Here is a 25019-nt window from a genome sequence, read left to right on the forward strand (position 1 = left end):
GGACCGTGGTCCGGGGAGGCGCGCGACAGGGGGCGGATTCGGGGCCTGAATTCCCAACATTTTGTGGATAACTTTGTGGGTTCGGCTTCATATAGACATAAATCGTTGACTCCGGGCGATGGCGGGCCTCACATTTGGGGTCCAACAGGAATCGGCCGCAGGTATCCATTGAGGTTTTCCAAACTCAGACTTACAGGCTTTAAAAGCTTTGTTGATCCGACCGATCTGATCATCGCGGACGGGCTGACCGGCGTTGTCGGTCCCAATGGCTGTGGCAAGTCGAATCTGTTGGAAGCCCTGCGGTGGGTGATGGGGGAAAACCGCCCCAAGGCGATGCGGGGCGGCGGCATGGAGGACGTGATCTTTGCCGGGACTTCGAGCCGGGCGGCACGCAATTTTGCCGAAGTGTCGCTGCTCATGGACAACACCGAACGGTTGGCACCATCGGGATTCAACGACAGCGATTCGCTGGAAATCATCCGACGGATCACCCGGGACATCGGCAGCGCCTACAAGACCAATGGCAAGGACGTGCGCGCCCGCGATGTGCAGATGCTGTTTGCGGATGCATCGACCGGGGCCCATTCCCCGGCGTTGGTGCGACAGGGCCAGATTTCCGAGCTGATCAATGCCAAGCCCAAGGCGCGGCGGCGCATTCTGGAAGAAGCGGCCGGGATTTCGGGACTGTATCAGCGCCGCCACGAGGCCGAATTGAAGCTGAAGGGCACCGAACAGAACCTGTTGCGGGTCGATGATGTGGTCGAGCAACTGGCCGCCCAGTTGCAGCAATTGGCCCGCCAGGCCCGTCAGGCGGCGCGATACCGCCAGATCGGGGATCAGCTGCGTCTGGCCGAAGGGATGCTGCTGTACCGGCGCTGGCGCGAGGCCGATGAGGCCCGGTTGGCCGCCGAAGACGTTCTGAAGACCCGCACCACCCAGACCTCTCAGGCCGAGGCCGCTGCGCGCGCGGCCAGCCAGCGGCGCGAGGGCGAGGAAGAGAGATTGCCGCCCCTGCGCGAGGAAGCGGCCATTGCCGCCGCCATCCTGCAACGGTTGCAGGTTCAGCGCGATGCCCTGAGCGATCAGGATGCCCAGGCCCGCCAGACCATCGAAACCCTGACCAGCCGGATTGTGCAACTGGGGCAGGACATCGAACGTGAAACCGGGTTGAACCGGGACGCTGGCGAGACCATCGAACGGCTGGAGTGGGAACAGCGCGAATTGTCCAAGGCCGCCGATGGCTATGATGACAAGCTGGAAGACTCTGCCGAACAGGCCCGGGAGTCCGCGGCGATCCTGCAGGAGCGCGAGGACCACCTGTCCCAGGTCACCGAAGATGTGGCGCGTCTGGTGGCGCGTCACCAGTCCGCACAGCGATTGGTGGAGGACAGCCGCAAGACCCTGAACCGATCCGAAGGAGAGGCGGACAAGGCGCGTCTGGCCGTGGATCAGGCCCGTGGCACGCTGGAACAGGCCGAAGCCGATTTCGAAACCGCGCAAACCGCGGAAGAAGAAGCCATGGAAGCGGCCGAACAGGCCGAGGACATGCTGGCCGAAGCCGATGAAGCCCGGACCGAGACCCAAGCACGCGAAGCGGACGCACGGGCGGAACTGTCGGCGGCAGACGGCGAATTGGGGGCCCTGCGCGCCGAAATGACCGCGCTGGCCAAGCTGGTCGATCGCGATACCGCCGAGGGCGGTCAAATTCTGGATGAGTTGCGGGTCGAGCCGGGGTTCGAAAAGGCGCTGGGGGCGGCGTTGGCCGATGACCTGCGCGCGCCTTTGGTGGCGTCGGACGGGCCATCGGGCTGGGTTCAACTGCCCGGATATGATCAGGATGCGTCGCTGCCCGCGGGGGCGACGCCGCTGGCGCTGCATGTGTCGGGCCCCGAGGCGTTGGGCCGCCGGATTGCACAGATCGGTCTGGTCGAAGGCGATATGGGATCGCGTCTGCAACCGATGTTGCAGCCCGGTCAGCGCCTGGTGTCCTCAGAAGGCGATCTGTGGCGCTGGGACGGGTACCGGGCCTGGGCCGAAGACGCCCCCAGCGCCGCCGCCATGCGGTTGGAACAGCTGAACCGCCTGGAGGCGTTGAAGCAGGAGTTCGAGCGGGTCGGTGCGATTGCAGACGGGGCCCGCGCCGCACATGCGTCCCTGTCACGCAGGTTGATCGAGGTGACAGAGGCGGACAAGGCCGCGCGCCAGGCCCGCCGGGTTGCCGACCAGCGGGTGGCGGATGCGGCACGGGCGCTGAGCCGGGCCGAAGCGGAACGCAACCTGTCCGAAGGTCGGTTGGAAACGCTGGGACTGGCGGTCACGCGCCACACCGAAGATGCGATGGCGGCCCGCCAGCAATTGGGCGACGCCGAAACGGCCATGGCCGATCTGGGAAATCTCGAGTCGGCGCGGGCCAGTGTCGAAGACATCAAACAGACGGTGGAAGCCGCGCGCATCACCATGCTGACCCATCGGTCGTTGCATGACGAATTGCGCCGCGAAGGCGAAGCCCGGACCAAGCGGTCACAGCAGGTGACCAAGGACCTGAGCGGCTGGCGTCACAGGTTGGAGACCGCAGAGCGGCGGATTTCGGAACTGGTCGAGCGGCGGGACGCGTCTCAGGAGGATCTGGAAGACGCCCATGCGGTTCCCGAGGAGATCGCGGAAAAGCGCGAAGAGCTGTCGGGGGCCATTACAGAGGCCGAGGCGCGCAAGGCCGAGGCCAGTGACGCATTGATCGGCGCCGAAACCCGGCTGCGGGACGCGGTGCAGGACGAGCGGGAAACCGAACGTCTGGCTTCGGAGGCCCGGGAAGCCAGGGCCGCCGCCGAAGCCCGCACAGAGGCGGCGCGCGAAACGGTGCAGGCCGGTGCCGAACGCATCGCCGAGGAACAGCAGCTGACACCGGCGCAATTGCTGACCCAGTTGGACGTTGACCCGGACGCCATGCCAAATGCCGAAACGCTGGAGGCCGAAGTCAACCGGCACAAACGCCAGCGTGACTCGTTGGGGGCGGTGAACCTGCGGGCCGAAGAAGACGCCCGCGAGGTTCAGGAGGAATACGACACGCTGGTGTCAGAGAAGTCGGACCTGGAAGAAGCGATCAAGACGCTGCGCAGCGGGATTTCCAGTCTCAACCGCGAAGGGCGGGAGCGGCTGTTGACTGCGTTTGAACAGGTCAACAGCAATTTCGCCATGCTGTTCAAACATCTGTTTGGCGGTGGCGAGGCCAATCTGGTCATGGTGGAAAGCGATGATCCGCTGGATGCGGGGTTGGAAATCATGTGCCAGCCGCCGGGCAAGAAGCTGTCGACCCTGTCGTTGTTGTCGGGGGGCGAGCAGACGTTGACCGCAATGGCGTTGATCTTTGCCGTGTTCCTGGCCAACCCGGCCCCGATCTGTGTGTTGGACGAGGTCGATGCGCCGTTGGATGATGCCAATGTGACCCGGTTCTGTGACCTGCTGGACGAGATGTGCCGCCAGACCGACACGCGGTTCCTGATCATCACTCACCATGCGGTCACCATGAGCCGGATGGATCGTCTGTTCGGGGTGACCATGCAGGAAAAGGGCGTGTCACAGCTGGTGTCTGTGGACCTGAAGAAAGCCGAGGCCATGGTCGCCTGAGGGCGGCGCGGGATGAGGTGGCCGGATTTTGGGGGTCGGCCAAAGAACCGTGGCCAAAGAACTGTGGCCAGAGAGCTGTGGCCAGAGAGCTGCGGTCCGGGAGGTTCTGTCGCGGAGGATTGCCGGGCGATAGGTCAGGGAATTTTGGGCCGGGTCAAACCCCGCAAAACCATGGCCTTGCGGGGGCACTCTTTGAAAAAATTCACTAATACAACACGCTGAGCATAGCGTTTTTGATATATATCCGAAAGGCAATATATGCGTCTTTCACGGTGCCGGACCATACGTCAACTTGGGCTTTGGTCTGTGCTCGGACCAAAGCCCTGACCAAGGCCCTGACCAAAGCCCTGATTGGCACCCTGACCAGAGCCGGAGCGGAGGGTTAGAGACGTCCCAGCAGGTCCGTCGTCGGCCAGGCATCCGCCGGAAGCCCCAGTCGCTGTTGTTCCTTTTGCACGGCCACCCGTGTCCGGGCCCCCAGAATGCCATCGACCTTGCCGACGTCATGTCCGCGTGCTTGCAGTTTCTTTTGCAACTGTTTCATCTGGGCACCGGACAGGCCAGGATCGGGCGTGCCGGCATCATATATGGGCGCGCCCTCGAGCCGGGTTGCGAAATAGGCCGCGGTCAGCACATAGACAAAGCTTTGATTCCATTCGAAATAGACGTCAAAGTTGGGATAGGCCAGAAACGCGGGGCCCTTGTGCCCCTGTGGCAGGAGCAGCGAAGCGGCCAGGGTCTGATTGGCCCAAGTGCCGCTGCGGGGCGTGACCCCCATCTGCGCCCAGTCCGACACCGACCGCTTTTGCGCCGGGCCCGTTTGCGACAGGTCCAGCCCGGTGGGAATGCGCACCTCTTGCAGCCAGGGCTGATCCGGTGTCCACCCCAGGTGGGACAGCATCTTGCCGCCAGAGACCAACGCATCCGGGGCCGACGTCTTGAGGCTGACCTGACCATCGCCGTCGCCATCGGTGCCGTTGTCCAGAATGTCACGCGGCAGCATCTGCACCATGCCGATTTCACCGGCCCAGGCCCCGGTTGTGGTGCGGGGGTCGAAATTGCCCTGTTCATACAGCTCCAGCGCGGCAAAGATCTGGGGGCGGAACAATTCGGGGCGCCGGCAGTCATGGGCCAAAGTCACCAGCGCGTCGAGCGTGTTGAAGTTGCCCTGAAAGGCACCGTAGTCGGTTTCAAACGCCCAGAAGGCCAGCAAAACCCCCCGGTTGATCCCGTAGTCCCGTTCGATCCGGTCAAAAACGGCATCGTATTTGCGGGCCATGGATTGGCCCCGATCAATCCGGTTCTGAGAAATCAGACGGCGGGAAAAGTCGAGGAACGGTTTCTGGAACACCCCCTGGGCGCGGTCCGCCTTGAGCACCTTGGGGTCCTGTGACACGCCGCGAAAGAAGCTGTCCACGGTGGTGGCGGAGACACCGGCGGTCTGGGCCTCCTGTTTCAGTCCCGAAACAAACGCGGAAAAGCTGCCGCCGCATTTGGACAGGGCAGGAGAGGCAGCGAGCGTGGTGACGAGACACAGGGCAAACAGGCGCATTCGGTTGGAATCCTCGGGCTGTGGAACAGTCTCGTTGATACCGGTGCGGGCGGGCCCGTGGCAACCAAATCCATCGGGGAAAAGCGGTGCCGGTTTCCCAGAAGGCGCAACAGGTTATGTCGGGGCATGGCAGTGCGCAGCACTGCCAGGCCCAACGGGTTGGGATGCGTCGCAGACGCAGCCAAACCGGGCGGGAGCGCACCGGTGCTTTTTTAGAACACAACCGCCAGGGCCACGACGATGACCAGCATCAGGGCCCAGACCTTCCACAGCATGGCAACCGTGGCGTCGATTTCTGGTGCGCCGATGCTTTTGCGTGCGGTGCCATTGACCCAGGCCAGATCCTGCATCCGCCCGTCATAGCTGCGCGGGCCGGCCAGAGCCAGATCCAGAGCCCGGGCCATGGCGGCTTCGGGCCAGCCGGCGTTGGGGGATTTGTGGCGGGCTGCGTCGCGGCGGATGTAATACCATTGGCCGATCTGCCCGCCGATCAGCGCGATCATGACGCTGGTCAGGCGCGCCGGGATCAGGTTCAACAGATCGTCCAGCCGGGCCGCGGCCCAGCCAAAGTCTTCGTAACGCGGGGTGCGATAGCCGATCATGCTGTCGGCGGTATTGATCAGCTTGTACACCAGCAGGCCGGGGACCCCGCCGATCAGGAACCAGAAGGCGGGCGCCACGACCCCATCCGACAGGTTTTCGGACCCGCTTTCGATGGCAGAGCGAGCGACCTGGGCGCTGGTCATCTCTTCGGTGTTGCGGCTGACGATCAGCGCCACGGCGCGCCGTCCCGAATCCAGCGACAGGCGCAGCCCCTGACCCACCGCATCCACATGCTGAACCAGCGAGCGTTGTGCCAGCAGGATGGCGCAGACCGCGACTTCGACAAGGGGGCCGAACATCGACAGCCCCCCGCCCAGCAGCAGTCCGAGCAGGACCAGCGCAAGCGCGGCCAGAATGCCTTTGTTGCGTCGGTTGGCCCCCTGATTGAGACGGGTTTCCAGCGCGGAGACAGCCCGCCCCATCACGATCGCGGGATGCGGCAGCCGGTCCCAGATCCAGCGGGGTTCACCCAACGCGGCGTCCAGCAACAGCGCCGCCACCAGCAACAGGGCCAGGGTCATAGCGCAGCCTCCAGCCGCTCCCAGCCGTCGGCAGGCGGCAGGCCAAGGCGGAGGTAGGTTTGGGAATAGGGAAAGATGCGGCTCCAGATGTGGTGACGGGCCAGACGATCCTGCCAGGCCTGGGCATCCTCGACCCGATAGAGCCGGAACAGAGAGGTGCCCCCCACCAGCTGTGCGCCGCGTGCCAGGGCCAGCGCATCCAGCCGATCACTGTCCTGTTGCAGCCGTGACCGGGTCGCAGCCGCCCAATCCATGTCCTGCAGGGCCTGGGCCCCGATCCGCAGCGCCGGTCCCGAAACCGACCAGGGGCCCAGCCGGGTCTGCATGTCGGCGATGGTGTCGGGACGCGCGATTGCAAAACCCAGCCGAAGACCGGCCAGCCCCCAGAATTTGCCAAAGCTTTTCAGCACGATCCGGCCGGGCTCTGCAGCCAGATGGATCAGGCTGTGCTCTGGGGTCACGTCACAAAAGCTTTCGTCGATCACGCTCAGCGGTGCGGTGGCGTCCTGGGCCGTCCACAGCCGCCCGTCGGGGTTGTTGGGATGGACCAGAACCCGCGCCTGGGAGGGGCTGTGGTCGCTGACCTGCCATCCATGGGCGGCAAAGGCGGCGTGATGTTCGTTATAGGTCGGCGCGGTGATCCGGACGGTGGCGGGCGCGCGCAGGGTCGGGATCATGGCAATCAACACCGAAGCGCCGGGCGCGGGCAGGATCTCTGCGTCGGCCGGAACGTTCCAGAACCGGCGCGCCGCCGCCAGCAGCTGTTGGTGTGCGGCCTGATCGGGCAGGGCGGTCCAATCCTGTGCCGGGCAGTTCCCCACCGGATAGGGGGTGGGGTTGATCCCGGTGGACAGATCCAGCCAGGCGGCCCGTGTTCCGCCAAACCGGGCGACGGCCGCGTCCAGCCCTCCGCCGTGGTCGCGTTTGGATTGAACTGTGACGGCGGTTGTGTTGGTCATGGCGGACCCGCTGGGCTGTGGATGGGTCGGCCCGGAACAAGGGGCCGTTTTTGCCATATGGCGCAGCCCAGAACACAAAGCAACCTTGGTTGCTGGTGAGCGGGGAAATTGTTGGGTCGCGCACCTGTGCCTGCGCTTGTGCCGTCGCACTGTACCCGCGCCCGGTGCAGATCCTGGACGGCAAAGAGTTTTGACAGTGGCGCACACCAGACTGGGGCGCGGGGGCGCGTCGGGCGTGTGCAATTTGCGCGCCCGGCCAGGGGCGACCAGGGGTGACCAGGGGGTGACCGTGGATATTGAATGGATATTGAATGGATATTGAGTGGATTTTGATCCGGGTTTGGCCGGGTGGTGCGCATCCCCGGCCAGAGTCCGGGCCAACGCGGGTTGGGGCGACTTGGCGGGGCCGGAGTCCCGCAAAATGGGGCGTTAACTGTCAGAAATCATGTGAAAATTGAGCGGGCGCAGATCCTGAAAATTTGAGTTAACTGGAGGATGGGCTTGGGTTGGGCGGTATTCACTTTGGTGAAACCTTGGGTGGCATTAAGTATTTGTTAAGGAGAAAGGCAGATCACCATTTCTGGGGAGCGGCGTATACTGAGTGAGAGAATCAGCGCCGGAATACACGAATGAATGTGTTGATAGTTGAAAGTAACCCGGATCTGGGGCTGCTTTGGAAACGACATTTGGAACGACAGGGGGCGCGCGTCACCCTGGTGGAAACGCAGGAGTGTGCGATCCATGCGCTCTATGGTGCCGATTTCAACATCATCGTTCTGGATCTGGTTCTGGAACATGGCAGCGCCCTGGCGGTTGCGGATTTTGCCAGCTATCGCCGCCCGGATGCGCGGGTGATCTTTGTCACCAATACCAGTTTCTTTTCGGATGGGTCGATTTTTTCGCATAGCCCCAATGCCTGTGCCTATGTCCAGAGCGGTACGCCGCCGGAAGATCTGGCCGCGATGGTGGAGCATTATGCCGCCACCCGTTGACGGGAGGTGCGTGTCTGCGCAGGCGTCGGGGCAGGGCTGGCCCAAACAGGGCTGGCACATAGGCGGGGCACCGCAGGTTTGAGACCCCGGTTGAGAACTCTGGGCTAGGGGTTTTGGACTGGGGATCTTGGGCTAGGGATTTTGGGTAGGAATTCCGGAATCGGGCCGCTGTGATCCGTGTTGTTGGAGACTGGGGACGGCGGTCTCCCGCCCGTTGGTCGGGCTTTGGTGAAGCCCGACCACCCGTTGGGCCGGGCGCTGTACAGCCTGGGCTGTACAGCGCAGTTGCGCCGGGGAACGGGCGGGGTTGTTCAGCCCCGACGATGTGGTTCCATATAGTCCAGAATCGGGTTGGTCGGGATGATCCGGAACGGATTGATCGTGCTGTGGCTATAGTGATAGTGGCGCACGATATGGTGCAGGTTGACCGTCTCGGCCACCCCCGGCCATTGGTACAATTCGCGAGTATAGGCCCACAGGTTCGGATAATCCACCAGCCGTTTGCGGTTGCATTTGAAGTGCAGGTGATACACCGGATCGAACCGGATCAGGGTTGTAAACAACCGCCAGTCCGCTTCGGTGATCCGGTCGCCCATCAGGTAGCGATGTTCCGACAGGAGGTCTTCGAGCCAGTCCAGTGTATCGAACAGCGGTTCGACGGCCGCATCATAGGCAGCCTGGGTCGTGGCAAAGCCGCAGCGATAGACCCCGTTGTTGAGCGTGTCGTAGATGCGGGTGTTCACCGCCTCGATCGGTTCGCGCAACTCTTCGGGCCAGAAATCCGTCGTATTGCCCGTTACATCGTCAAATGCCGAATTGAACATCCGGATGATTTCCGAGCTTTCGTTGGAGACGATGGTGTTGCCTTTGGTGTCCCACAGGATTGGCACTGTGACCCGTGTGGTCACATCCGGCACCGCGCGGGTGTAGATCTGATAGGCATAGTCCAGCCCGGTCAGCTGATCCCCGGTGGCCCCATGCGCGTCGGTTTCAAAGGTCCAGCCATTGTCCAGCATATCCGGGTGCACGACCGACACCGCGATATGGGGGGCCAGGTTCTTGAGCTGGCGAAAGATCAGGGTGCGATGCGCCCAGGGGCAGGCCAGAGAGACATACAAATGGTAGCGTCCGCTTTCGGCAGCAAAGCCGCCCGTACCGGAGGGGCCGGCGCTGCCATCTGTCGTGATCCAGTTGCGAAACAGCGCGGCATTGCGTTCAAAGCTGCCCTTGACCGTCTTGCTGATCAGATCCTGCACCTGCCATTTTCCGTCTACCAGCATTCCCATGGGTGTTGTCCTTGTGTGATGTTCGGGGATGAACATAGGGCAGCTGTGCAGGGCGGGCATAGGGCAGCCCGCGCGCAGCGGATCTGCGCCGTTGCACAGCCTGTTGCCCAGAATCCGCGATTCCGGACAACAGCCAAAGGATTCATAAAATTTCACAAAAGGTGCATTGAATTTTTGTGATTCCGAGTCACGGTTGGACTGTTGCCGAACAGGGGAAGCGCGCCAAATGACCACTTATGTTCCCAAAGAAGTGCAGGCCGGGCTCGAAGCTGCCCGTCTTGCCGGATTGAAAAAGACCAGCCGCGTGCGGGTGATGGTAGGGGATGATCTGTATCCGGTGTTGCGGCTGTGGAAGACCGGTTTTGCGGTCGAGGCCGAGGCCGTCCCGTCCTTGCGTGGATTGGTGGATCTGTATGATTCCGGCCGTCATCTGTATCAATGCCTGATCATTGCATCCGAAGAGGACGGTGGCGAGATGCAGTATGAATTCAAACGCAGCACGCTGGCCGCAGACAGGGCACCGTTGGATTTCTTTCGTGATCCCGACGCCCCCATTGCTTTGCTCGGGTCTTCTGGCGATTGATGTCAGGATGGCTGTGACCGGGCCTGTCGCGGTGCTGCACGCGGTCGGTTAGGCCGGATTGCGCGCGACAGCGGCCGGGCCGTTGACCTCGTTGACTCCGATGCCGCGTGGCTGGGTCAAGGATATGGGTGCCGTTGGTGTCCTTGCAGATGGTCATTTTGGTGTGTGTGTGCGGTTCTGGCCGGTTCCTGTGCCGGTTCCTGTGCCGATCCTGTACTGATCCTGTACTGATCCTGTACTGATCCCGTGATCGCTGCCTGATCCGGTCGGCTTGGGTGGGGCGATGGATATGTCGACAGCAGCCGTGCCCCGTCAATGGCCCGTGCCGCTCAGCGGAGGCTCTGGTTCAGGGGCGGTCCCGATGTCGTGCGAGCATGGAAAGGGGTGGGGCCTGTAAAGACCGGCATCTTTTCCAAGCGTTTGTCCAACCTCTGGCACTTGTGCGAGACAGGCACCGTTCTTTGGCACGTCTTTGGCACGGTATTTAGGTCGGATGAAGGTCGGATCGTTTCTCTTAGGGTCGGGATGGACCGTGAAGGAACAGGGGCACCGGCGTCTTTGTGGAGGGCTTGACGGGAGGTTTGGGCCCCGGTTTGGCCGTGGGCCCATGTGGCCGTTGATGTCCGTGGTTGGGCGAACAGGTACGACATGCACGGTCACGTGGCGCAAGAGGACATGCAGAATTGCGCAGGGGGATTGGAGTGCGGCCGAGGTCAGCGATCTCAACCGACGCACCGCGCGGGTCTGCCCAGATGTTGCTACGCTTGGGGAAAAGGCAAGGAAGGGTGCCGAGACTACGGGGGCCACAGAGACCACAGAGGCAACGCAGGCCGGGGCGGGTCTCCCGCTCTGGGCAGGCCAACCGCCATGTCCGCGCGGGCCGCGATCCGGATCTGAGCGCCAGCCACGACCAACTGATGGCACCGGGCACGAGGAAAAGGTCACTGTCACGGCGGTGATGCGTTTGCTGCGCGGTTCCGTGCGGGTCCTGTGTGCGGGTCCAGCGTGCGGTCTTGTGCGGGGCTCAATCCTGTTTCGAAACAAATGCCATGTCTCTCCTGTCATGTCGGAAAGCATGCGCTGCCGGGCCCTGGATGTGCAGCAAACCATGTGGCCAGCGTATCGCGTGGGTCGATGGGCCGGTGCCATGCCCATGGCATCCAGGCGGAAGTTGCCCGCCCGTTTCCATCCCCGAACCGGCGCTTTTGTTGCGCAAAGGCCATCAACAAGAGCGGCATCAAACCGCGACAGCTCCGGTCGGAGCTGCCCTGACCGGCAGAGCGCCCACAGCGCATGGCCCCGCCATGCGCTGCCTGGCCCAACGGCACCTGTGGCTTCGCAGAAGCCCCTGGTGCGGGCGGGAGTGCACCGGGAATGGGGGCCTTGTAAAAAGGGTCTGTCAGGGGCGGATTTCCACTGTGGTCCCGCGATCGACCAGGGTCCACAATGCTTCGATCTCTGCATTGGTCACAGCAATGCAGCCAGCCGTCCAATCCCCTGGCAGAGTGATCAGCGATCCCAGGGAATTGGGCTGTCCGTGGATGAATATATCGCCACCGGGGTCCCTTTGCTCGGCTGTTGCGCGGGCGATGTCCTCGGGGCGGGGATAGTTGATGCCCAAGGACAGGTGGTAGGCGCTGTTGGGGTTCTTGCGGTCTATGACAAACAGACCTTCGGGGGTCTTGCCGTCGCCTTCCTGCGATTTGTCACCGGTTGGGGCAAACCCCAATGCGATCGACGTGGTCATCACCGGCTGTCCGGCCCGCATCGCGGTCAGCCGGCGTGCGGATTTCTCGATCAGGATGTGATCGGCGCGGGCCCCCGCCTCCAATGCGGTGTCCAACATCGGGGGCGGGGTTTGTGGCACCGGGCCAAGTCTGGTCCAGACGATCCAGCCGGCCAAAAGGACGCCGATCAGCACCACGAGACCCAACAGGCGGCGCATCACCGGTTATTGCAGATCGGCAAAGGCGTCGCGCAGCCGCGCACAGGCCGTTTCGATATTGGCGCGCTGGGTGCCGATATTGAACCGCAAAAAGGTCTCGCCGCCGGTGCCGAAGGTGGTGCCGTGGTTGACCGCGATCTTGGCCTGCTTTTCAACCCGGGCGGTGAATTCCGCCTGCTCCATTCCGGTGTCGGCAAAATCGATCCAGGACAGAAATGTGCTTTCCAAATGCATTGACTTGAGACCGGGGATTTCGGCAATGGCGGCGTCCAGCAGCTGGCGGTTACCATCCAGATAGGCGACCTGGGCATCGACCCAATCTGCGCCTTCGGGCGAATAACAGGCCTGGGCCACGAATTGCCCGACCGAATTGGGTGACAGCGCCAGCGCGGTCATCCGGGCAGAGAACCTGGCCCGCAAATCGGCGTCGGGGATGATCACGTTGCCCGTGTGCAGGCCAGCCACGTTGAACGTCTTGGACGGCGCGGTCAGCATGATCAGCCGGGGCAGGATGTCCGGGTCGACATTCGGCATCGGGATATGGGTATGGCCGGGATAGACCAGATCATGGTGGATTTCGTCCGAAATCAGCAACAGGTCGTGACGTTTGCAGAAATCGGCGACGCCCTGCAATTCGGCGCGGGTCCAGACGCGGCCGCCAGGATTGTGGGGCGAACACAGGATCACCATTTTTTCCGATCCGGTCATCTGCGCGTCATAGGCGTCGAAATCCATCTCGTAACGGCCATCGTTGTTGACCAGCGGGCATTCGACCACATCGCGCCCGGCGGCGCGGGTGACGCGGGCAAAGGCATGATAGACCGGGGTGAACAGCACCACGCCGTCACCGGGTTGGGTATAGGTGTCCAGACACAACGCGACCGCGTTGCACAGGCCGGTGGTGGTAAAGATCATGCTGGTGTCGATGTCCCAGCCGTGCCGGTTGGCCATCCACCATTGGATCGCCTTGCGGTAATCTTCCTCGATGCTGGCATACCCGAACACCCCATGGGTCACGATCTCTTGCAGGCGGTTCAGCACATGAGGTGGGGCCTGAAAATCCGTGTCGGCCACCCACATGGACACCCCTTCGTCTGCGGACACGCCATAGATGCTCTCCATCTTGTCCCATTTGGTGGAATAGGTGTTGCGGCGTTCAATCGGGGTGTCGAAATTCATAAGTCTGCTCCTGAGTGGTCGCAGGGAAGCTAGTCAGAATCGCGCTGGGTGCAAGGGGGGCGTTGCGGCGGCGCGGCCAATGGCCTAAATCAGGCGCATGAAACGTCCTATTCTGATCCATCCCGACCCGCGCCTGAAAAAAGTCTGCGCCCCTGTATCCGATCTGTCGGATGATTTGCGCAGGCTGGCCAAAGATATGCTGGAAACCATGTATGACGCACCGGGCGTCGGCCTGGCGGCCCCCCAGATCGGCGTGCTGGATCGCCTGATCGTTCTGGACTGTGTCAAGGAAGAGGGCGAAACCCCGCGCCCGCTGGCCATGTTCAATCCCGAGATCCTGGCCAGTTCGGACGAAACAAATGTCTATGAAGAAGGCTGTCTGTCGATCCCGGATCAATATGCCGAGGTGACGCGCCCAAAGACGGTGGATGTTCAGTGGATGGACCTGAATGGCAATCTGGTGACCGAAACCTTTGACGGGCTTTGGGCGACCTGTGTGCAGCACGAGATCGACCATCTGGACGGCAAGCTGTTCATTGATTACCTGAAGCCGCTTAAACGCCAGATGATCACCCGCAAGATGCAAAAGCTGAAACGCGAACGGGCGCGGGCCTGATCTGACATGGCGGAGCTGGCGATCCTTCAGTGGCCTGATCCACGCCTGTCACAGCGCTGTGCGCCGGTGGAAAACGAGCGGCTGGATGATCTGATCGCCGACATGTTCGATACGATGTACGGCGCGCAGGGCCGGGGGCTGGCTGCGCCGCAGGTCGGGGTGATGAAGCGGCTGTTCGTGATGGATGTCACCTGGAAGGAAGGCCCGCCCAGCCCGATGGTGATGATCAATCCGTCGATCATGGCGGTTGAACGGGTGCCGGTGGTGATGGAAGAGGGCTGTCTGTCGATCCCCGGCGTGCTGGTCCCCGTGACCCGTCCCGTGGCTGTGACGGTGCAGTGGACGGCGGCCGAAGGCGACATTCACATGGCGGATTTTGACGGGTTCGAGGCCCGGTGCATTCAGCATGAATTTGACCATCTGAACGGGATGGTGACGTTTGATCGGATCGACGCGGTGGCCCGCGCCCGGATCGAGGCGGAGTATATGGAGACATTGACATGACTGTGCGCACATGCCTGCCCTGGCCCGACAAACGCCTGCGCAGCAAGGCCGAGCCGGTGAGCGAGATCACCGATGAAATCCGGGCGATCTGGGATGACATGATCGACACGATGGAGGCGATGCCCGGCGTCGGTTTGGCGGGCAACCAGATCGGGGAGATGCTGCGTCTGGCGGTGGTCGATGGATCAACCGAGCGGGGTCGGGCCGTGCGCCTGGCCAACCCGGAGATCCTGCATGCGTCGATCGAGTTGCGCGAGCACGAAGAGGCCAGCCCCAACCTGCCGGGGGTGTCGGCCAAGATCAAACGCCCGCGCGCGGTGACTGTGCGGTTCCTGAACGAACAGGGCATGATTGACCGACGTGATTTTGTCGGGATCGAAGCCACCAGCGTCCAGCATCAGATCGACCATCTGAACGGGCGGATGTATTTCGACAATCTGAGCAAGGTGAAGCGCGACATGTTGCTGCGCAAGGCCCGAAAGCTGAGCACATAACAGACCGGGCAGGGGTGCGTGCAAGCACACACCCTACGGCTGTGGAGGAGACAACATGCGTATCGTATTCATGGGAACGCCCGAATTCTCGGTGCCGGTGCTGGAGGCGTTGGTCGCGGCCGGGCACGAGATCGCGGCCGTCTATTGCCAACCGCCGCGCCCGGCAGGACGGGGCAAGAAAGACCGGCCCACGCCTGTCCATGCCCGTGCAGTGGAACTGGGGTTGGAGGTGCGCCACCCGGTGTCGTTGAAGACACCGGAGGCGCAGGCGGAGTTCGCGGAGCTGAATGCGGATGTGGCGGTGGTTGTAGCCTATGGGTTGCTGTTGCCGCAGGCCGTGCTGGACGCGCCGGAACGGGGCTGTCTGAACATCCATGCCAGCCTGTTGCCGCGTTGGCGCGGGGCTGCGCCGATCCACCGGGCGATCATGGCCGGGGACAGTGAAACCGGCGTTTGCATCATGCAGATGGAAGCGGGATTGGACACCGGGCCGGTGCTGCTGCGGGCCAGCACACCCATTGGAGCCGAAGAGACCACGGCTGGGTTGCATGATCGGTTGTCGGAGATGGGGGCGATCAAGATTGTCGAGGCATTGTCGCGGCTGAATGATCTGACGCCGGAACCACAGCCCGATGATGGGGTGATCTATGCCGCCAAGATCGACAAGGCAGAGGCCCGAATTGATTGGGCCCGGTCTGCCGAGGAGGTGGACCGCCAGATCCGCGGGCTGTCGCCGTTTCCCGGGGCCTGGACCGAAATCGACGGGCAGCGGATCAAGGTGCTGGCATCCCGCGTGGCCGAGGCCAGCGGACCGGCGGGGCAGGTATTGGACGAGACATTGACAGTGGCCTGTGCCACGGGTGCGGTTTCGCTGTTGCGCTTGCAAAGGGCGGGCAAAGGCGCGCAGGATGCAGACATGTTCTTGCGGGGGTTTCCCGTGTCCGAGGGAACACAGCTCTGAGGAGGGGCGTGACATGCTCAACCTGTTTGGGACCGTGGTGATTGCGGGGATCGTCGGCTATGCATCGGAACGATCAGGGTTCACCCACAATGGGTATATCCAGTCGATCATCATCTGTGTGGGCGGGGCGTTCCTGTTCTTTTTCTTTCAGCGCATGTTTGGGTTCGGCTTTGGGTCTGCGGGGATGAATGCCATCGCGGCTTCGGTCGGGGCGCTGGTCATCGTGCCGTTCCATTGGCGCAAATAGGGGACGTGTGAGATGGGTATTATCTATCTGGTCATTATCGGGGCTGCTGCCGGGTTTCTGGCCACAAGGCTGATGAAGATCGAAGCGAACATCATCACCACCGTGGTTATCGGTATGGCCGGGGCGCTGATCGGCGGGCTGGTTCTGCGGACGCTGGCGACCGTCATGGGGTTCATGGCCGGGTTTGTCGGGGCCGTTCTGGGCGCGCTGGTGCTGATCTGGGTCTGGCAGCAGTGGGGCAACCGCCGTTAGGTCGCACAGGCCGGAGACGCAGGCTCTTTTATAAGGTTGAGGCGCGTTAGCAGCCCGGATCAGCCGGGCGTGCGCCTGTGCATTAAACGACTGCTCTGAGCCCATTGTTGTCCTCAAATGCCATGATGTCTTTGTGATAGAGCGGCGTTTACGCGCGCTTACCCTTTCCAAAGAGTTCGCTGGTGTTCGCTTGTGCGGCTCAATATCAATAGCCCGAGTGATGCAGTAATGACGACTCTAGGAACACCAAAAAGATGAACGAACGTGATCAACCGCTCTTGGCAACATTGATTGATGCCGACAATGTTCCAGCTAAGTTTGCTGAGGCAATTCTGAAGGAGGTTGCGTCAATTGGCGAACCCGCGCTCCGGAGAGTTTACGGAGATTGGACAAGCGGTCGATTGAAGGGGTGGTCAGAAAAAATCCTCAAACTGGGGCTCGTCGCACATCAGCAGACTGCGAATACTTCGGGAAAAAACGCGTCGGATATCGGTCTGGTCATAGATGCCATGGACATACTTCATGGAAGGCGTTTTGATGGATTTGTTCTCGTTTCTTCTGACAGTGATTTCACCAGTTTAGCCAACCGGCTTCGTGAGGACGGCCTGACAGTGATTGGCATTGGCGAGAAGAAGACGCCCGAGCCGCTACGGAACGTTTGCAACCGGTTTATCTTCATTGAAAACCTGATTGCTGACGAAGAACCGACAGATGCCAAAAAACCACTTTCGGCAAAGGAGCACCCTAACAAGGCTGCCAAACTACTGCTTGAGGCCATGGAACGCATACAACAAGAAGATGAATGGTTTCATCTCGGCCAATTGGGGCAATCTGTCGTCGCTTCACATCCAGACTTTGATGCAAGATCGTACGGAAAATCGAAACTGAGCGAACTTGTTTCAGCGATCAATATTTTTGAGTCAAAGAGAGAGGGCAACAGCGTATTTGTCCGAGAAGTGAAGCGGCAGGCAAAAAAATAGGGAGAACAGCCCGACCTTTGCGCCTGCTTTGCCCCGCAAATCGACCGGTTACGCCCCGGTCAGGGCGCAGCCGTTGACCGTGATGCGGTGCATGTAGCGGCGGTAGCCGTGGTAGTCGTTGATTGCCTTGTGCCAGGTGGCGCGGTTGTCCCACATGGTGATGTCGCCTGCGTTCCAGCGCACCCGGCAGTGCAGTTCGGGTTGCTGGCAGTGGGCATAGAGAAATTGCAGGAGCGCGTCGGATTCCGCCGGGGTCAGCCCGTCGATCCGGGTGGTAAAGACCGGGTTCACGAACAACCCCTTGCGCCCGCTCAGCGGGTGACGGATCACGATGGGGTGCAACACGTCCTGTGTCGCAGCATCGGCATTGGCGAGACGCCCGGATTTTACCGCTTCGCTGTCGGCGGCGGCTGCGCCAAACACGTGGCGCGAGCTGTGCCAAGCGCTGAGCCCCATAAGGAAGGTTTGCAGGGTCGGCGACAGGGTATCAAAGGCCATGCCCATCGACACGAACAGCGTGTCGCCCCCAACGGGCGGGACGTCGATGGCGCGCAGGATGGACCCCATCGCGGGTTCGTCGTCATAGGAATGATCCGTGTGCCAGCCTTCGCCGACGGCCTCGGTCTGGTCCTTTTCCTTGAGCACAGTGGCGATTTCCGGATGACCGGGGACCGGGGTAAAGAACCGGTTGACGTTGATGGTCCCGAATTGGCGGGCAAAGGTCAGGTGATCCTCGGGGGTGACGTCGGTCTGATCCCGGATGACGATCACCGAATGGGTGGCAAAGGCCTGGGCGATCGGGTCGAAATGCGCCGGGTCGCGAATGTCGGCACCGTGGAGTTCGGCGCCGAGGCCGCCAGTCAGGGGAGAGATCTGCATCATGTCGTCCTTGGTTGATTGCAGACCAGGATAGGGCGACTTGCAGCAAAGAAAAAACTTATTAAAATTGGTGCAAAGGTAGAAAAAAGTAATGATTGATTATTCGCTGCGCCAATTGGAGTATTTTGCCGCCACGGCCCGCATGGGCAGCATTTCGGATGCGGCGCGGGCAATGGGGGTGAGCTCGGCGGCGGTGGCCTCGGCCATTGGCAAGCTGGAAGAGCTGTGCCAGCTGACCCTGTTTGACCGATTTCCGGCCCAGGGCGTGCGGTTGACGCCGGTGGGGGTGCGGTTTCTGGTCGAAGCAGAGCAGGTTCTGGGACAGGCACAAAGCCTGCGCACCACGGCGCGGGCGCTGAGCGAACAGACCAGCGGACATGTGCGGTTCGGGTGCTATTTTGTGCTGGCCTATGTTTTTGGTCCGGTGCTGTTGGGCGCGCACAAGGACCGTTGGCCCCATGTGACGGTCGAGGTGTTGGAGAACCACGGTGCGGGCATGGTGGCGCAGTTGGAGCGGCGCGAGGTGGATCTGATCCTGACCTATGAGGCGGGTGTGCCCCTGGATCGGTGCGACGTGCAGCGGGTGGCGCAGGTTGCGCCCCGTGTCGTTCTGCCTGCCGCACATCCGTTGGCACGTCGCGATGCATTGGAGCTGAGTGATCTGGAGGGCATCCCGTATCTGCAGGTCAAGGAACCGGGGATGGGGCCCAGTTATCTGGACATGTTGCAGGCGGCGGGGTTGACCCCAGACGTGGCGCTGGTGTCGCGGTCTTATGAAATGGTGCGATCCTGTGTGGGCAAAGGGTTGGGGTTTACGTTGATGGCGTTTCAGCCGCCCAACAGGCACAGCTATCATGGCGACGCTGTGGTCAGTGTTCCACTGCGCGAACCGTTGGGGGTGTTGCAGATTGTGTTGGCGGCCCAGAAGGGCGAGATGGACACGCCAGTGGTGCGCAATTTTGCCGATCTGTGCCGGGAGGTGCTGACCACCGGCTAGGGTGTTATTGACGCGGGGGGCGGCTTTTGTAGACCGGGATGTGCCAGCCAAAGGCGATGGACCCAGCCCGCAGAACCCAGCAACTGGCCGCGCAGGTCAGCAGCGCCGGTTGCACCGGCAAGCCGAACTGAATGGCAGCAACTGCCGTGATGGCCCCGACCATGGCGCAGGACACATACAGTTCGCCCTGCTTCAGAACCAGCGGCACGTCGTTGCAGACGACATCGCGCATCAGCCCGCCCATGCAGCCGGTGGTCATCCCCATCAGAACCACGATGATCGACGGCTGGTCCAGCGCCAGGGCCACGCCGGATCCGGCTGCGGCCGCGATGGAGAGGGCAAAGCTGTCGAGCCAGACCAGCCAACGCATCCGGCTTTCGACCCGGTGCGCGGTAAAGAACACTGCCACGGCAGCGAGCACGGCAATGATGATATGGGTCGGATCGGCAACCCAGAACACCATGTCCCTGTTCAGCAGCAGATCCCGCACCGTGCCGCCGCCCACTGCGGTCAGGCAGGCGACAAAGGCGAAACCGACCACATCCAACTGTGCCCGGCTGGCCACCAGCGCACCGGTCAGGGCAAACACCAGGACCGACGCATAGTCGAGCAGAGCCAGGATCGTCATGCGCTTTTGGCGGGTTTCTTGAACGGGGCCATGCCGGCGCGGGCCAGTTCGTCCGCGCGTTCGTTTTCCGGGTGGCCTGCGTGGCCCTTGACCCATTCCCAGGTCACGGTATGGCGGCGTTGCGCTTCGTCGATGCGTTGCCACAGTTCCACGTTCTTGACCGGTTTCTTGTTCGAGGTTTTCCAGCCGTTGCGCTTCCAGCCGTGGATCCAGCTGGTTACACCGTTTTTCACATAGGCGCTGTCGGTGACAATGGTGATGACCGATGGGCGCGACAGGCTTTCCAGCGCGTGGATGGCGGCCAGCAGCTCCATCCGGTTGTTGGTGGTGTCGGGCTCGCCGCCCTGAAGTTCGCGTTCCTTGATCACGGTGTCGCCGTCCATGGCGCGCAGCAAGGCACCCCATCCACCGGGGCCGGGATTGCCGGAACAGGCACCATCGGTATAGGCATAAAGATCAGGCATGGGCACGCACCACCATCCAGTCGGCCACGGCTCCATCCAGCCCGACCCCGGCACCAAAGGCGTGATCCACAGGTGTAAAGCCAGCAGTCTGCAACAATCCGTCCAATTCGTCCTGCGTGTAATAGGTATAGAGGCGTCCAATGGCGTCGCGTTTTTCGCCAGTGCCGGTTTTCAGACCGATATGCAACATGCCACCGGGTTTCAGCGCGCTGTGCAGGGCGCTCAGGTGATCGGGCATGTTGGCGCGCGGCGCGTGCAGCAGGCTGAAATTGGCCCAGACCCCATCATAGATCCCGTCGCCGGAAATCTGTTCAAAGCTGGCCTGATGGGCGCGGACGCCGGGGTGCTGGTCTGCCATGGCCACCATTTCCGCCGAAGCATCGGTGGCCGTGACGGTCAACCCGGCCCGGGCCATTGCGGCCGCAGAGGTGCCCGGTCCACAGCCCAGATCCAACACGTGCCCCCCTGTGGGGATCGCGTTCAGGAAGGCATCCAGATGCGGGTCGTCCTGATTGTGGGCATCGGTCATTTCGGCGTATTTCGCCGCCTGATCGTCGTACACTCGAATGGTTTCCGGATCGCTCACCACGGTGCTCCTGTTGTCAAGGTTGAAGGGTCATGCGCGTTCGGCTGCCAGGCGCACGGCGAGCCCGGCAAAGATCGCGGCAAAGCCCCGGTTGAGCCAGCGCAGCACAGTGTCGGAGCCAAGGATATACGTGCGGGCGGCAGCGGCAAAGCTGCCGTAAAGGGCAAAGACAACAAAGGTCAGCGCCATGAAGATCGCGCCCAATGTCGTCATTTCCAATGTCGCGGTGACCGGGTTGCCGGACAGAAACGGCGGCAGCAGGGCCAGAAAGAACACCGAGAGTTTTGGGTTCAGGATATTGATCAGCGCCCCGCGCTGGGCAATGCGTGGCCCGGATTGGGTGGTCTTTTGCGACGAAATCGCCAGCGCCCCGCCGGATTTCAGCGCCTGCCACGCCAGATACAGCAGATAGAGGACACCCGCGAATTTGACGATCTGAAACACCAGCGCCGAACTGTGCAGGATGGCCGCCAACCCCAGAGTCGCCGCCGCAAGATGCGGCACAATCCCGATGGTACAGCCCAGTGCCGCCCACAATGCCGCCCGACGCCCCTGGCCCAACCCCAGCGCCAGCGTATAGATCACGCCGGTCCCGGGGGCGATCACAACCACCAGAGCGGTCAGAAGGAAATGCGCTGAAATCACGATGTTCTCCGGGGCAGGTCGGGGCAGTTAAGGTCTGAAAGCATGCTCTGTGCACACCATAAGGAGCCCCCTGGGATTAGGCCAGTCTGTGGGGCTGGGTCATGCACAAAGAGGAGCCGCTGGTCACGTGGGGGTCCGCAGCACGCGGGGGACTTTGAATTCGACGGATTCCACGGCTGTTTCCACCATCTCGACAGTCACCTCGTACCGGGCGCGAAAGGCGTCGATGACTTCGTTGATCAGCACTTCGGGGGCCGAAGCCCCGGCGGTGATGCCGATGCTGGTGATCCCGTCCAGCGCGCGCCAGTCGATGTTTTCGGCGCGTTGGACCAATTGGGCGTAATTGCACCCGGCCTTGGCACCGACTTCGACCAGACGGCGCGAGTTCGACGAATTCGGAGCGCCCACGACCAGAATGGCATCCGCCCAGGGGGCGATGGCCTTGACCGCTTCCTGACGGTTGGTGGTGGCGTAGCAGATGTCTTCCTTGTGCGGGCCGACGATGGTGGGAAATTTTGCGTGCAGGGCGGCGACGATGCCTTTGGTGTCATCCACCGACAGCGTGGTCTGGGTGACATAGGCGATGCGGTTTGGATCCCGCACCGGGACGGTTGCGACGTCTTCGGCGGTTTCCACCAGCAGGACTTCGCCTTCGGGCAGCTGACCCATGGTGCCGACGGTTTCCGGGTGGCCCTTGTGACCGATCATGATCATCTGCAACCCGGCTTCGGCGTGACGCTGGGCTTCGATGTGGACCTTGGACACCAGCGGGCAGGTGGCGTCGACATAGACCATATTGCGCCTGTCGGCTTCGGCGGGGACGGTTTTTGGAACGCCATGGGCGGAAAAGATCACCGGGCGATCATCGGGGCAATCCTCCAGCTCTTCGACAAAGATCGCGCCTTTGGCCTTGAGCCCGTCGACCACGAATTTGTTGTGCACGATTTCGTGGCGCACATAGACCGGCGCCCCCCATTTTTCGAGCGCCATTTCCACGATCTTGATGGCCCGGTCTACGCCGGCGCAGAACCCGCGCGGCGCTGCGAGCAGCAGAGTCAGGGCAGGTTTGGAATCTTGCGATGTCATGGCGGCGCCTCCTTGATGGCCGAGAGGTAAGACTTTGTGCTGGCAAGGTCCAGTGGCTTGGGCTTATCACCGGGATGTTACTGGAGCTTCCTGCGCCGGAAGGCGCTAGCGACGCGGCATCAAAAGTCGGGGATACCTATGACAAGATCAATGATCATACTGGGATGTTTGAGCATCGCGGGGGCGGCCGCGCTGCTGGTGCAGGTGCGGAGCGAGGCCACCGCCGGGGGCGTGCCCTATACGGATCCGGCCGCCGTTTCGCAGGGGGCGCAGCTGTATGAGGAAAACTGTGCCTCGTGTCATGGGGATGCCCTGCAGGGCGAAGCCGATTGGCGCAGCCGGGATGAGGAGGGGTATCTGCCCGCCCCGCCGCATGATGCATCGGGGCATACCTGGCATCACCCTGATGAACAGCTGATCGCCATCACCACACAGGGGACCGAGGCCATCGTCGGCAATGGCTATCGCAGCCGGATGATCGGGTTTGGCGACAGTCTGAGCTCGGATGACATTCTGGCGGTGCTGGCCTTTATCAAGAGCACCTGGCCGCAGGACATCATTGACCAGCACAATCTGATCAATGCCGAGCGATAACGGATCTATCGCGGCTCAGAGCCAGCTCTGAACCGGGGCGGCAAGTCGTCATTATCGGAGAGTCGGCGCGATAATGTGCAGGCGCGGGGGGATAAATCCGCGCCTGACGTTATTGAGCAGATGCCGCGACGCTGCGGACTTCGTCGGGAAGCTCGCGTGGCGGACGTCCGATGACTTCGCGCAACTCTTCGAGCTCGATGAAGTTGTCGGCCTGCCGGCGCAATTCGTCCGAGATCATCGGCGGTTGGCTGCGGATGGTCGACACCACCGAGACACGCACACCTTGACGCTGCAGGCTGGCAACCAGCGGCCGGAAATCCCCATCTCCGGAAAACAGCACGATGTGATCAACACGAGGGGCAAGTTCCATCGCGTCCACGGTCAGTTCGATGTCCATGTTGCCTTTGACTTTGCGTCGGCCCATGCTGTCGGTGTATTCCTTGGCCGGTTTTGTCACCATGGTGAACCCATTGTAATGCAACCAGTCTACAAGCGGGCGAATTGGCGAGTATTCATCGTTTTCAAGCAGAGCCGTATAGTAGAACGCGCGCAGCATCTTGCCGCGGCGCATGAATTCCTGGCGCAGGAGCTTGTAGTCGATATCGAATCCCAGCGCTTTTGCGGCGGCATACAAATTTGACCCATCGATGAACAGCGCAAGCCGTTCGTCTTTGTAAAACATAATTTTCCCTTCCGGTACAAACCGGTCCGCCGTTGTTCCGTGAGTGAGTAATAAAATATTGGCAGTCCGGATTGGCAGAATGTAGGTGAAAAACCTGCTAGGGCAAGGTCCATTGATCGGGAAAGGGAACGCAAAAATGACCGAATTCCGGTCAAAAGCGCTGATTGCGCTTGGGGGAAACCTCCCATCTGACGTTGGTTCGCCGCAGGAAACGTTGAGTGCGGCGATATCACGGCTTTCAGAATATCAAATTGACGTGAGGGCGATCAGCCGGTTTTTCGCCACCCCCTGTTTTCCTGTCGGGGCCGGTCCTGATTTTGTGAATGCAGCGATTGCCGTCGCATATGATGGCACGCCGGCACAGCTGCTGGCGCATCTGCACACGGTCGAAGCCAGCCTGTTGCGCAAGCGCGATCAGAGATGGGGTGTGCGCACCGTCGATCTGGACCTGTTGGCAGTCAACCAGATGATCCTGCCGGACGTCGCAGGGTTTCAGAGCTGGCTGGATCTGCCGATGGACCAGCAAACGCAAGTGGCACCAGACGAGTTGATCCTGCCGCATCCCCGCATTCAGGACCGGGCATTTGTCTTGGTCCCGTTGTGCGATATTGCGCCGAACTGGCGTCATCCGGTGCTGGGTCGAACGGTCTCGGATCTGTGCGCGGCGCTGCCGGTTGACGAAATCAACGCGGTAAAGCCAATTTGATCTGTGCGAGGGCTGGATTTCCGCCTTGTCAAGGGAAAGATTCGGGCTTACATACACCCCTTCTGGACCAATTTTCTTTTCTGGAGTGTCCCAATGGCCCGCGTAACAGTTGAAGACTGCGTAGACAAAGTTCCTAACCGGTTTGAACTGGTAATGCTGGCGTCCCATCGGGCGCGTGAAATTGCGGCCGGTGCCCCGGTGACCGTGGACCGTGACAACGACAAGAACCCTGTTGTTTCGCTGCGCGAAATCGCAGATGAAACCCAGACTGCGGATGATCTGCGTGAACGCCTGATCGAAAGCAACCAGTCGCAGATCGAAGTCGACGAACCCGAAGAGGATTCGATGGCGTTGCTGATGGGTGCGGAATCCGACAAGCCGGTTGAAGACGACATGTCCGAAGAAAAGCTGCTGCGGGCATTGATGGAGGCCCAAGGCCAGGGCTGACCGCGCA

28 protein-coding genes are annotated in these 25019 nt (G+C 61.7%); 15 read left to right on the top strand and 13 right to left on the bottom strand.

The features are described 5' to 3' along the window. The first annotated feature begins 168 nt into the window (after positions 1-168). Entirely contained in the window at positions 169-3624 is a 3456-nt protein-coding gene (locus tag QEZ52_RS03265; RefSeq protein ID WP_406647934.1) for a chromosome segregation SMC family protein, read from the top strand. Positions 3625-4006: 382 nt separating this feature from the next. Here QEZ52_RS03265 and QEZ52_RS03270 read toward each other — a convergent pair whose 3' ends face one another. The 3 genes from QEZ52_RS03270 to cobD all read right to left on the bottom strand — a co-directional run bounded on the left by QEZ52_RS03270 (position 4007) and on the right by cobD (position 7259). Further along, positions 4007-5176, bottom strand: coding sequence for a lytic murein transglycosylase (locus tag QEZ52_RS03270; protein ID WP_406647936.1), 1170 nt, complete (start codon positions 5174-5176; stop codon positions 4007-4009). Positions 5177-5388: 212 nt separating this feature from the next. Next, complete coding sequence (gene cbiB, locus QEZ52_RS03275) at positions 5389-6300, bottom strand: adenosylcobinamide-phosphate synthase CbiB (protein WP_406647937.1); 912 nt, start codon at positions 6298-6300, stop codon at positions 5389-5391. Continuing rightward, the gene (cobD, locus tag QEZ52_RS03280; RefSeq protein WP_406647939.1) at positions 6297-7259 is read right to left on the bottom strand and encodes a threonine-phosphate decarboxylase CobD; all 963 of its coding nucleotides are present in this window, start codon (positions 7257-7259) and stop codon (positions 6297-6299) included. The genes cbiB and cobD overlap by 4 nt, the downstream gene beginning before the upstream one ends. Positions 7260-7888: 629 nt before the next feature. On the opposite strand from cobD, the gene QEZ52_RS03285 reads away from it, so the two are divergent. After that, positions 7889-8251, top strand: a complete 363-nt coding sequence (locus tag QEZ52_RS03285; RefSeq protein ID WP_406647940.1) for a response regulator transcription factor — start codon at positions 7889-7891, stop codon at positions 8249-8251. 311 nt (positions 8252-8562) lie between these two features. Here the strand turns inward: QEZ52_RS03285 and QEZ52_RS03290 are convergent, their stop codons facing one another. Then, complete coding sequence (locus tag QEZ52_RS03290) at positions 8563-9537, bottom strand: glutathione S-transferase family protein (protein ID WP_406647942.1); 975 nt, start codon at positions 9535-9537, stop codon at positions 8563-8565. Positions 9538-9763: 226 nt separating this feature from the next. Between QEZ52_RS03290 and QEZ52_RS03295 the strand changes: the two genes are divergently transcribed. Both QEZ52_RS03295 and QEZ52_RS03300 read left to right on the top strand, forming a co-directional pair. After that, positions 9764-10120, top strand: a complete 357-nt coding sequence (locus QEZ52_RS03295; RefSeq protein WP_406647944.1) for a hypothetical protein — start codon at positions 9764-9766, stop codon at positions 10118-10120. A 58-nt stretch (positions 10121-10178) separates the two neighbouring features. Then, on the top strand, positions 10179-10340 hold the full coding sequence (locus QEZ52_RS03300; protein ID WP_406647946.1) for a hypothetical protein: 162 nt from the start codon (positions 10179-10181) through the stop codon (positions 10338-10340). 1179 nt (positions 10341-11519) lie between these two features. Here the strand turns inward: QEZ52_RS03300 and QEZ52_RS03305 are convergent. Together QEZ52_RS03305 and QEZ52_RS03310 are read right to left on the bottom strand one after the other, a co-directional pair. Next, entirely contained in the window at positions 11520-12065 is a 546-nt protein-coding gene (locus QEZ52_RS03305) for a murein L,D-transpeptidase family protein (protein WP_406647947.1), read from the bottom strand. Between the two features lie 6 nt (positions 12066-12071). Then, on the bottom strand, positions 12072-13244 hold the full coding sequence (locus QEZ52_RS03310; protein ID WP_406647948.1) for a MalY/PatB family protein: 1173 nt from the start codon (positions 13242-13244) through the stop codon (positions 12072-12074). Between the two features lie 97 nt (positions 13245-13341). Here QEZ52_RS03310 and def (QEZ52_RS03315) point away from each other — a divergent pair, with 97 nt between their 5' ends. The 7 genes from def (QEZ52_RS03315) (at position 13342) to QEZ52_RS03345 (ending at position 17298) form a co-directional block, all read left to right on the top strand. Next, positions 13342-13860 carry a peptide deformylase gene (gene def, locus QEZ52_RS03315; protein WP_406647950.1) on the top strand — a complete coding sequence of 173 codons (519 nt, stop codon included), beginning with the start codon at positions 13342-13344 and terminating at the stop codon, positions 13858-13860. A 6-nt stretch (positions 13861-13866) separates the two neighbouring features. Continuing rightward, positions 13867-14364, top strand: coding sequence for a peptide deformylase (gene def / locus QEZ52_RS03320; RefSeq protein WP_406647952.1), 498 nt, complete (start codon positions 13867-13869; stop codon positions 14362-14364). After that, positions 14361-14858 carry a peptide deformylase gene (def, locus tag QEZ52_RS03325; RefSeq protein ID WP_406647954.1) on the top strand — a complete coding sequence of 166 codons (498 nt, stop codon included), beginning with the start codon at positions 14361-14363 and terminating at the stop codon, positions 14856-14858. The genes def (QEZ52_RS03320) and def (QEZ52_RS03325) overlap by 4 nt, the downstream gene beginning before the upstream one ends. A 55-nt stretch (positions 14859-14913) precedes the next feature. Then, positions 14914-15819 carry a methionyl-tRNA formyltransferase gene (gene fmt / locus QEZ52_RS03330; protein WP_406647956.1) on the top strand — a complete coding sequence of 302 codons (906 nt, stop codon included), beginning with the start codon at positions 14914-14916 and terminating at the stop codon, positions 15817-15819. 13 nt (positions 15820-15832) lie between these two features. Next, complete coding sequence (locus tag QEZ52_RS03335; RefSeq protein ID WP_406647958.1) at positions 15833-16066, top strand: hypothetical protein; 234 nt, start codon at positions 15833-15835, stop codon at positions 16064-16066. 12 nt (positions 16067-16078) lie between these two features. Beyond that, positions 16079-16318 carry a GlsB/YeaQ/YmgE family stress response membrane protein gene (locus QEZ52_RS03340; RefSeq protein ID WP_406647959.1) on the top strand — a complete coding sequence of 80 codons (240 nt, stop codon included), beginning with the start codon at positions 16079-16081 and terminating at the stop codon, positions 16316-16318. A 254-nt stretch (positions 16319-16572) separates the two neighbouring features. Then, positions 16573-17298 (top strand): NYN domain-containing protein, encoded by a 726-nt coding sequence (locus QEZ52_RS03345; RefSeq protein ID WP_406647961.1) that lies wholly within the window; start codon positions 16573-16575, stop codon positions 17296-17298. 48 nt (positions 17299-17346) lie between these two features. Here the strand turns inward: QEZ52_RS03345 and QEZ52_RS03350 are convergent, their stop codons facing one another. Next, positions 17347-18180, bottom strand: a complete 834-nt coding sequence (locus tag QEZ52_RS03350) for a TauD/TfdA dioxygenase family protein (RefSeq protein ID WP_406647963.1) — start codon at positions 18178-18180, stop codon at positions 17347-17349. Positions 18181-18268: 88 nt separating this feature from the next. Here QEZ52_RS03350 and QEZ52_RS03355 point away from each other — a divergent pair, with 88 nt between their 5' ends. Continuing rightward, complete coding sequence (locus tag QEZ52_RS03355) at positions 18269-19174, top strand: LysR family transcriptional regulator (RefSeq protein WP_406647965.1); 906 nt, start codon at positions 18269-18271, stop codon at positions 19172-19174. A gap of 4 nt (positions 19175-19178) precedes the next feature. Here the strand turns inward: QEZ52_RS03355 and QEZ52_RS03360 are convergent, their stop codons facing one another. From QEZ52_RS03360 to ispH, 5 genes are all read right to left on the bottom strand, one after another. Continuing rightward, positions 19179-19802 carry a trimeric intracellular cation channel family protein gene (locus tag QEZ52_RS03360; protein ID WP_406647966.1) on the bottom strand — a complete coding sequence of 208 codons (624 nt, stop codon included), beginning with the start codon at positions 19800-19802 and terminating at the stop codon, positions 19179-19181. Beyond that, the gene (rnhA, locus tag QEZ52_RS03365) at positions 19799-20266 is read right to left on the bottom strand and encodes a ribonuclease HI (protein ID WP_406647968.1); all 468 of its coding nucleotides are present in this window, start codon (positions 20264-20266) and stop codon (positions 19799-19801) included. Before rnhA ends, QEZ52_RS03360 begins: the two co-directional genes overlap by 4 nt. Then, entirely contained in the window at positions 20259-20852 is a 594-nt protein-coding gene (locus QEZ52_RS03370) for a bifunctional 2-polyprenyl-6-hydroxyphenol methylase/3-demethylubiquinol 3-O-methyltransferase UbiG (protein WP_406647970.1), read from the bottom strand. Before QEZ52_RS03370 ends, rnhA begins: the two co-directional genes overlap by 8 nt. Positions 20853-20882: 30 nt before the next feature. After that, entirely contained in the window at positions 20883-21497 is a 615-nt protein-coding gene (locus QEZ52_RS03375) for a LysE family translocator (protein ID WP_406647973.1), read from the bottom strand. 123 nt (positions 21498-21620) lie between these two features. Continuing rightward, on the bottom strand, positions 21621-22583 hold the full coding sequence (ispH, locus tag QEZ52_RS03380) for a 4-hydroxy-3-methylbut-2-enyl diphosphate reductase (protein WP_406647976.1): 963 nt from the start codon (positions 22581-22583) through the stop codon (positions 21621-21623). A gap of 150 nt (positions 22584-22733) precedes the next feature. On the opposite strand from ispH, the gene QEZ52_RS03385 reads away from it, so the two are divergent. After that, complete coding sequence (locus tag QEZ52_RS03385) at positions 22734-23177, top strand: c-type cytochrome (RefSeq protein WP_406647979.1); 444 nt, start codon at positions 22734-22736, stop codon at positions 23175-23177. Positions 23178-23286: 109 nt separating this feature from the next. Here the strand turns inward: QEZ52_RS03385 and QEZ52_RS03390 are convergent, their stop codons facing one another. Then, positions 23287-23859: an NYN domain-containing protein gene (locus QEZ52_RS03390; protein WP_406647982.1), complete on the bottom strand. Its 573-nt coding sequence runs from the start codon at positions 23857-23859 to the stop codon at positions 23287-23289. Positions 23860-23995: 136 nt separating this feature from the next. On the opposite strand from QEZ52_RS03390, the gene folK reads away from it, so the two are divergent. Then, on the top strand, positions 23996-24565 hold the full coding sequence (folK, locus tag QEZ52_RS03395; RefSeq protein WP_406647984.1) for a 2-amino-4-hydroxy-6-hydroxymethyldihydropteridine diphosphokinase: 570 nt from the start codon (positions 23996-23998) through the stop codon (positions 24563-24565). A gap of 93 nt (positions 24566-24658) precedes the next feature. Beyond that, the gene (gene rpoZ / locus QEZ52_RS03400) at positions 24659-25012 is read left to right on the top strand and encodes a DNA-directed RNA polymerase subunit omega (RefSeq protein WP_406647986.1); all 354 of its coding nucleotides are present in this window, start codon (positions 24659-24661) and stop codon (positions 25010-25012) included. The last annotated feature ends 7 nt before the right edge of the window (positions 25013-25019 follow it).

The sequence above is a fragment of the Aliisedimentitalea scapharcae genome, assembly GCF_045277565.1.
Taxonomy (GTDB): Bacteria; Pseudomonadota; Alphaproteobacteria; order Rhodobacterales; family Rhodobacteraceae; genus Aliisedimentitalea; species Aliisedimentitalea scapharcae.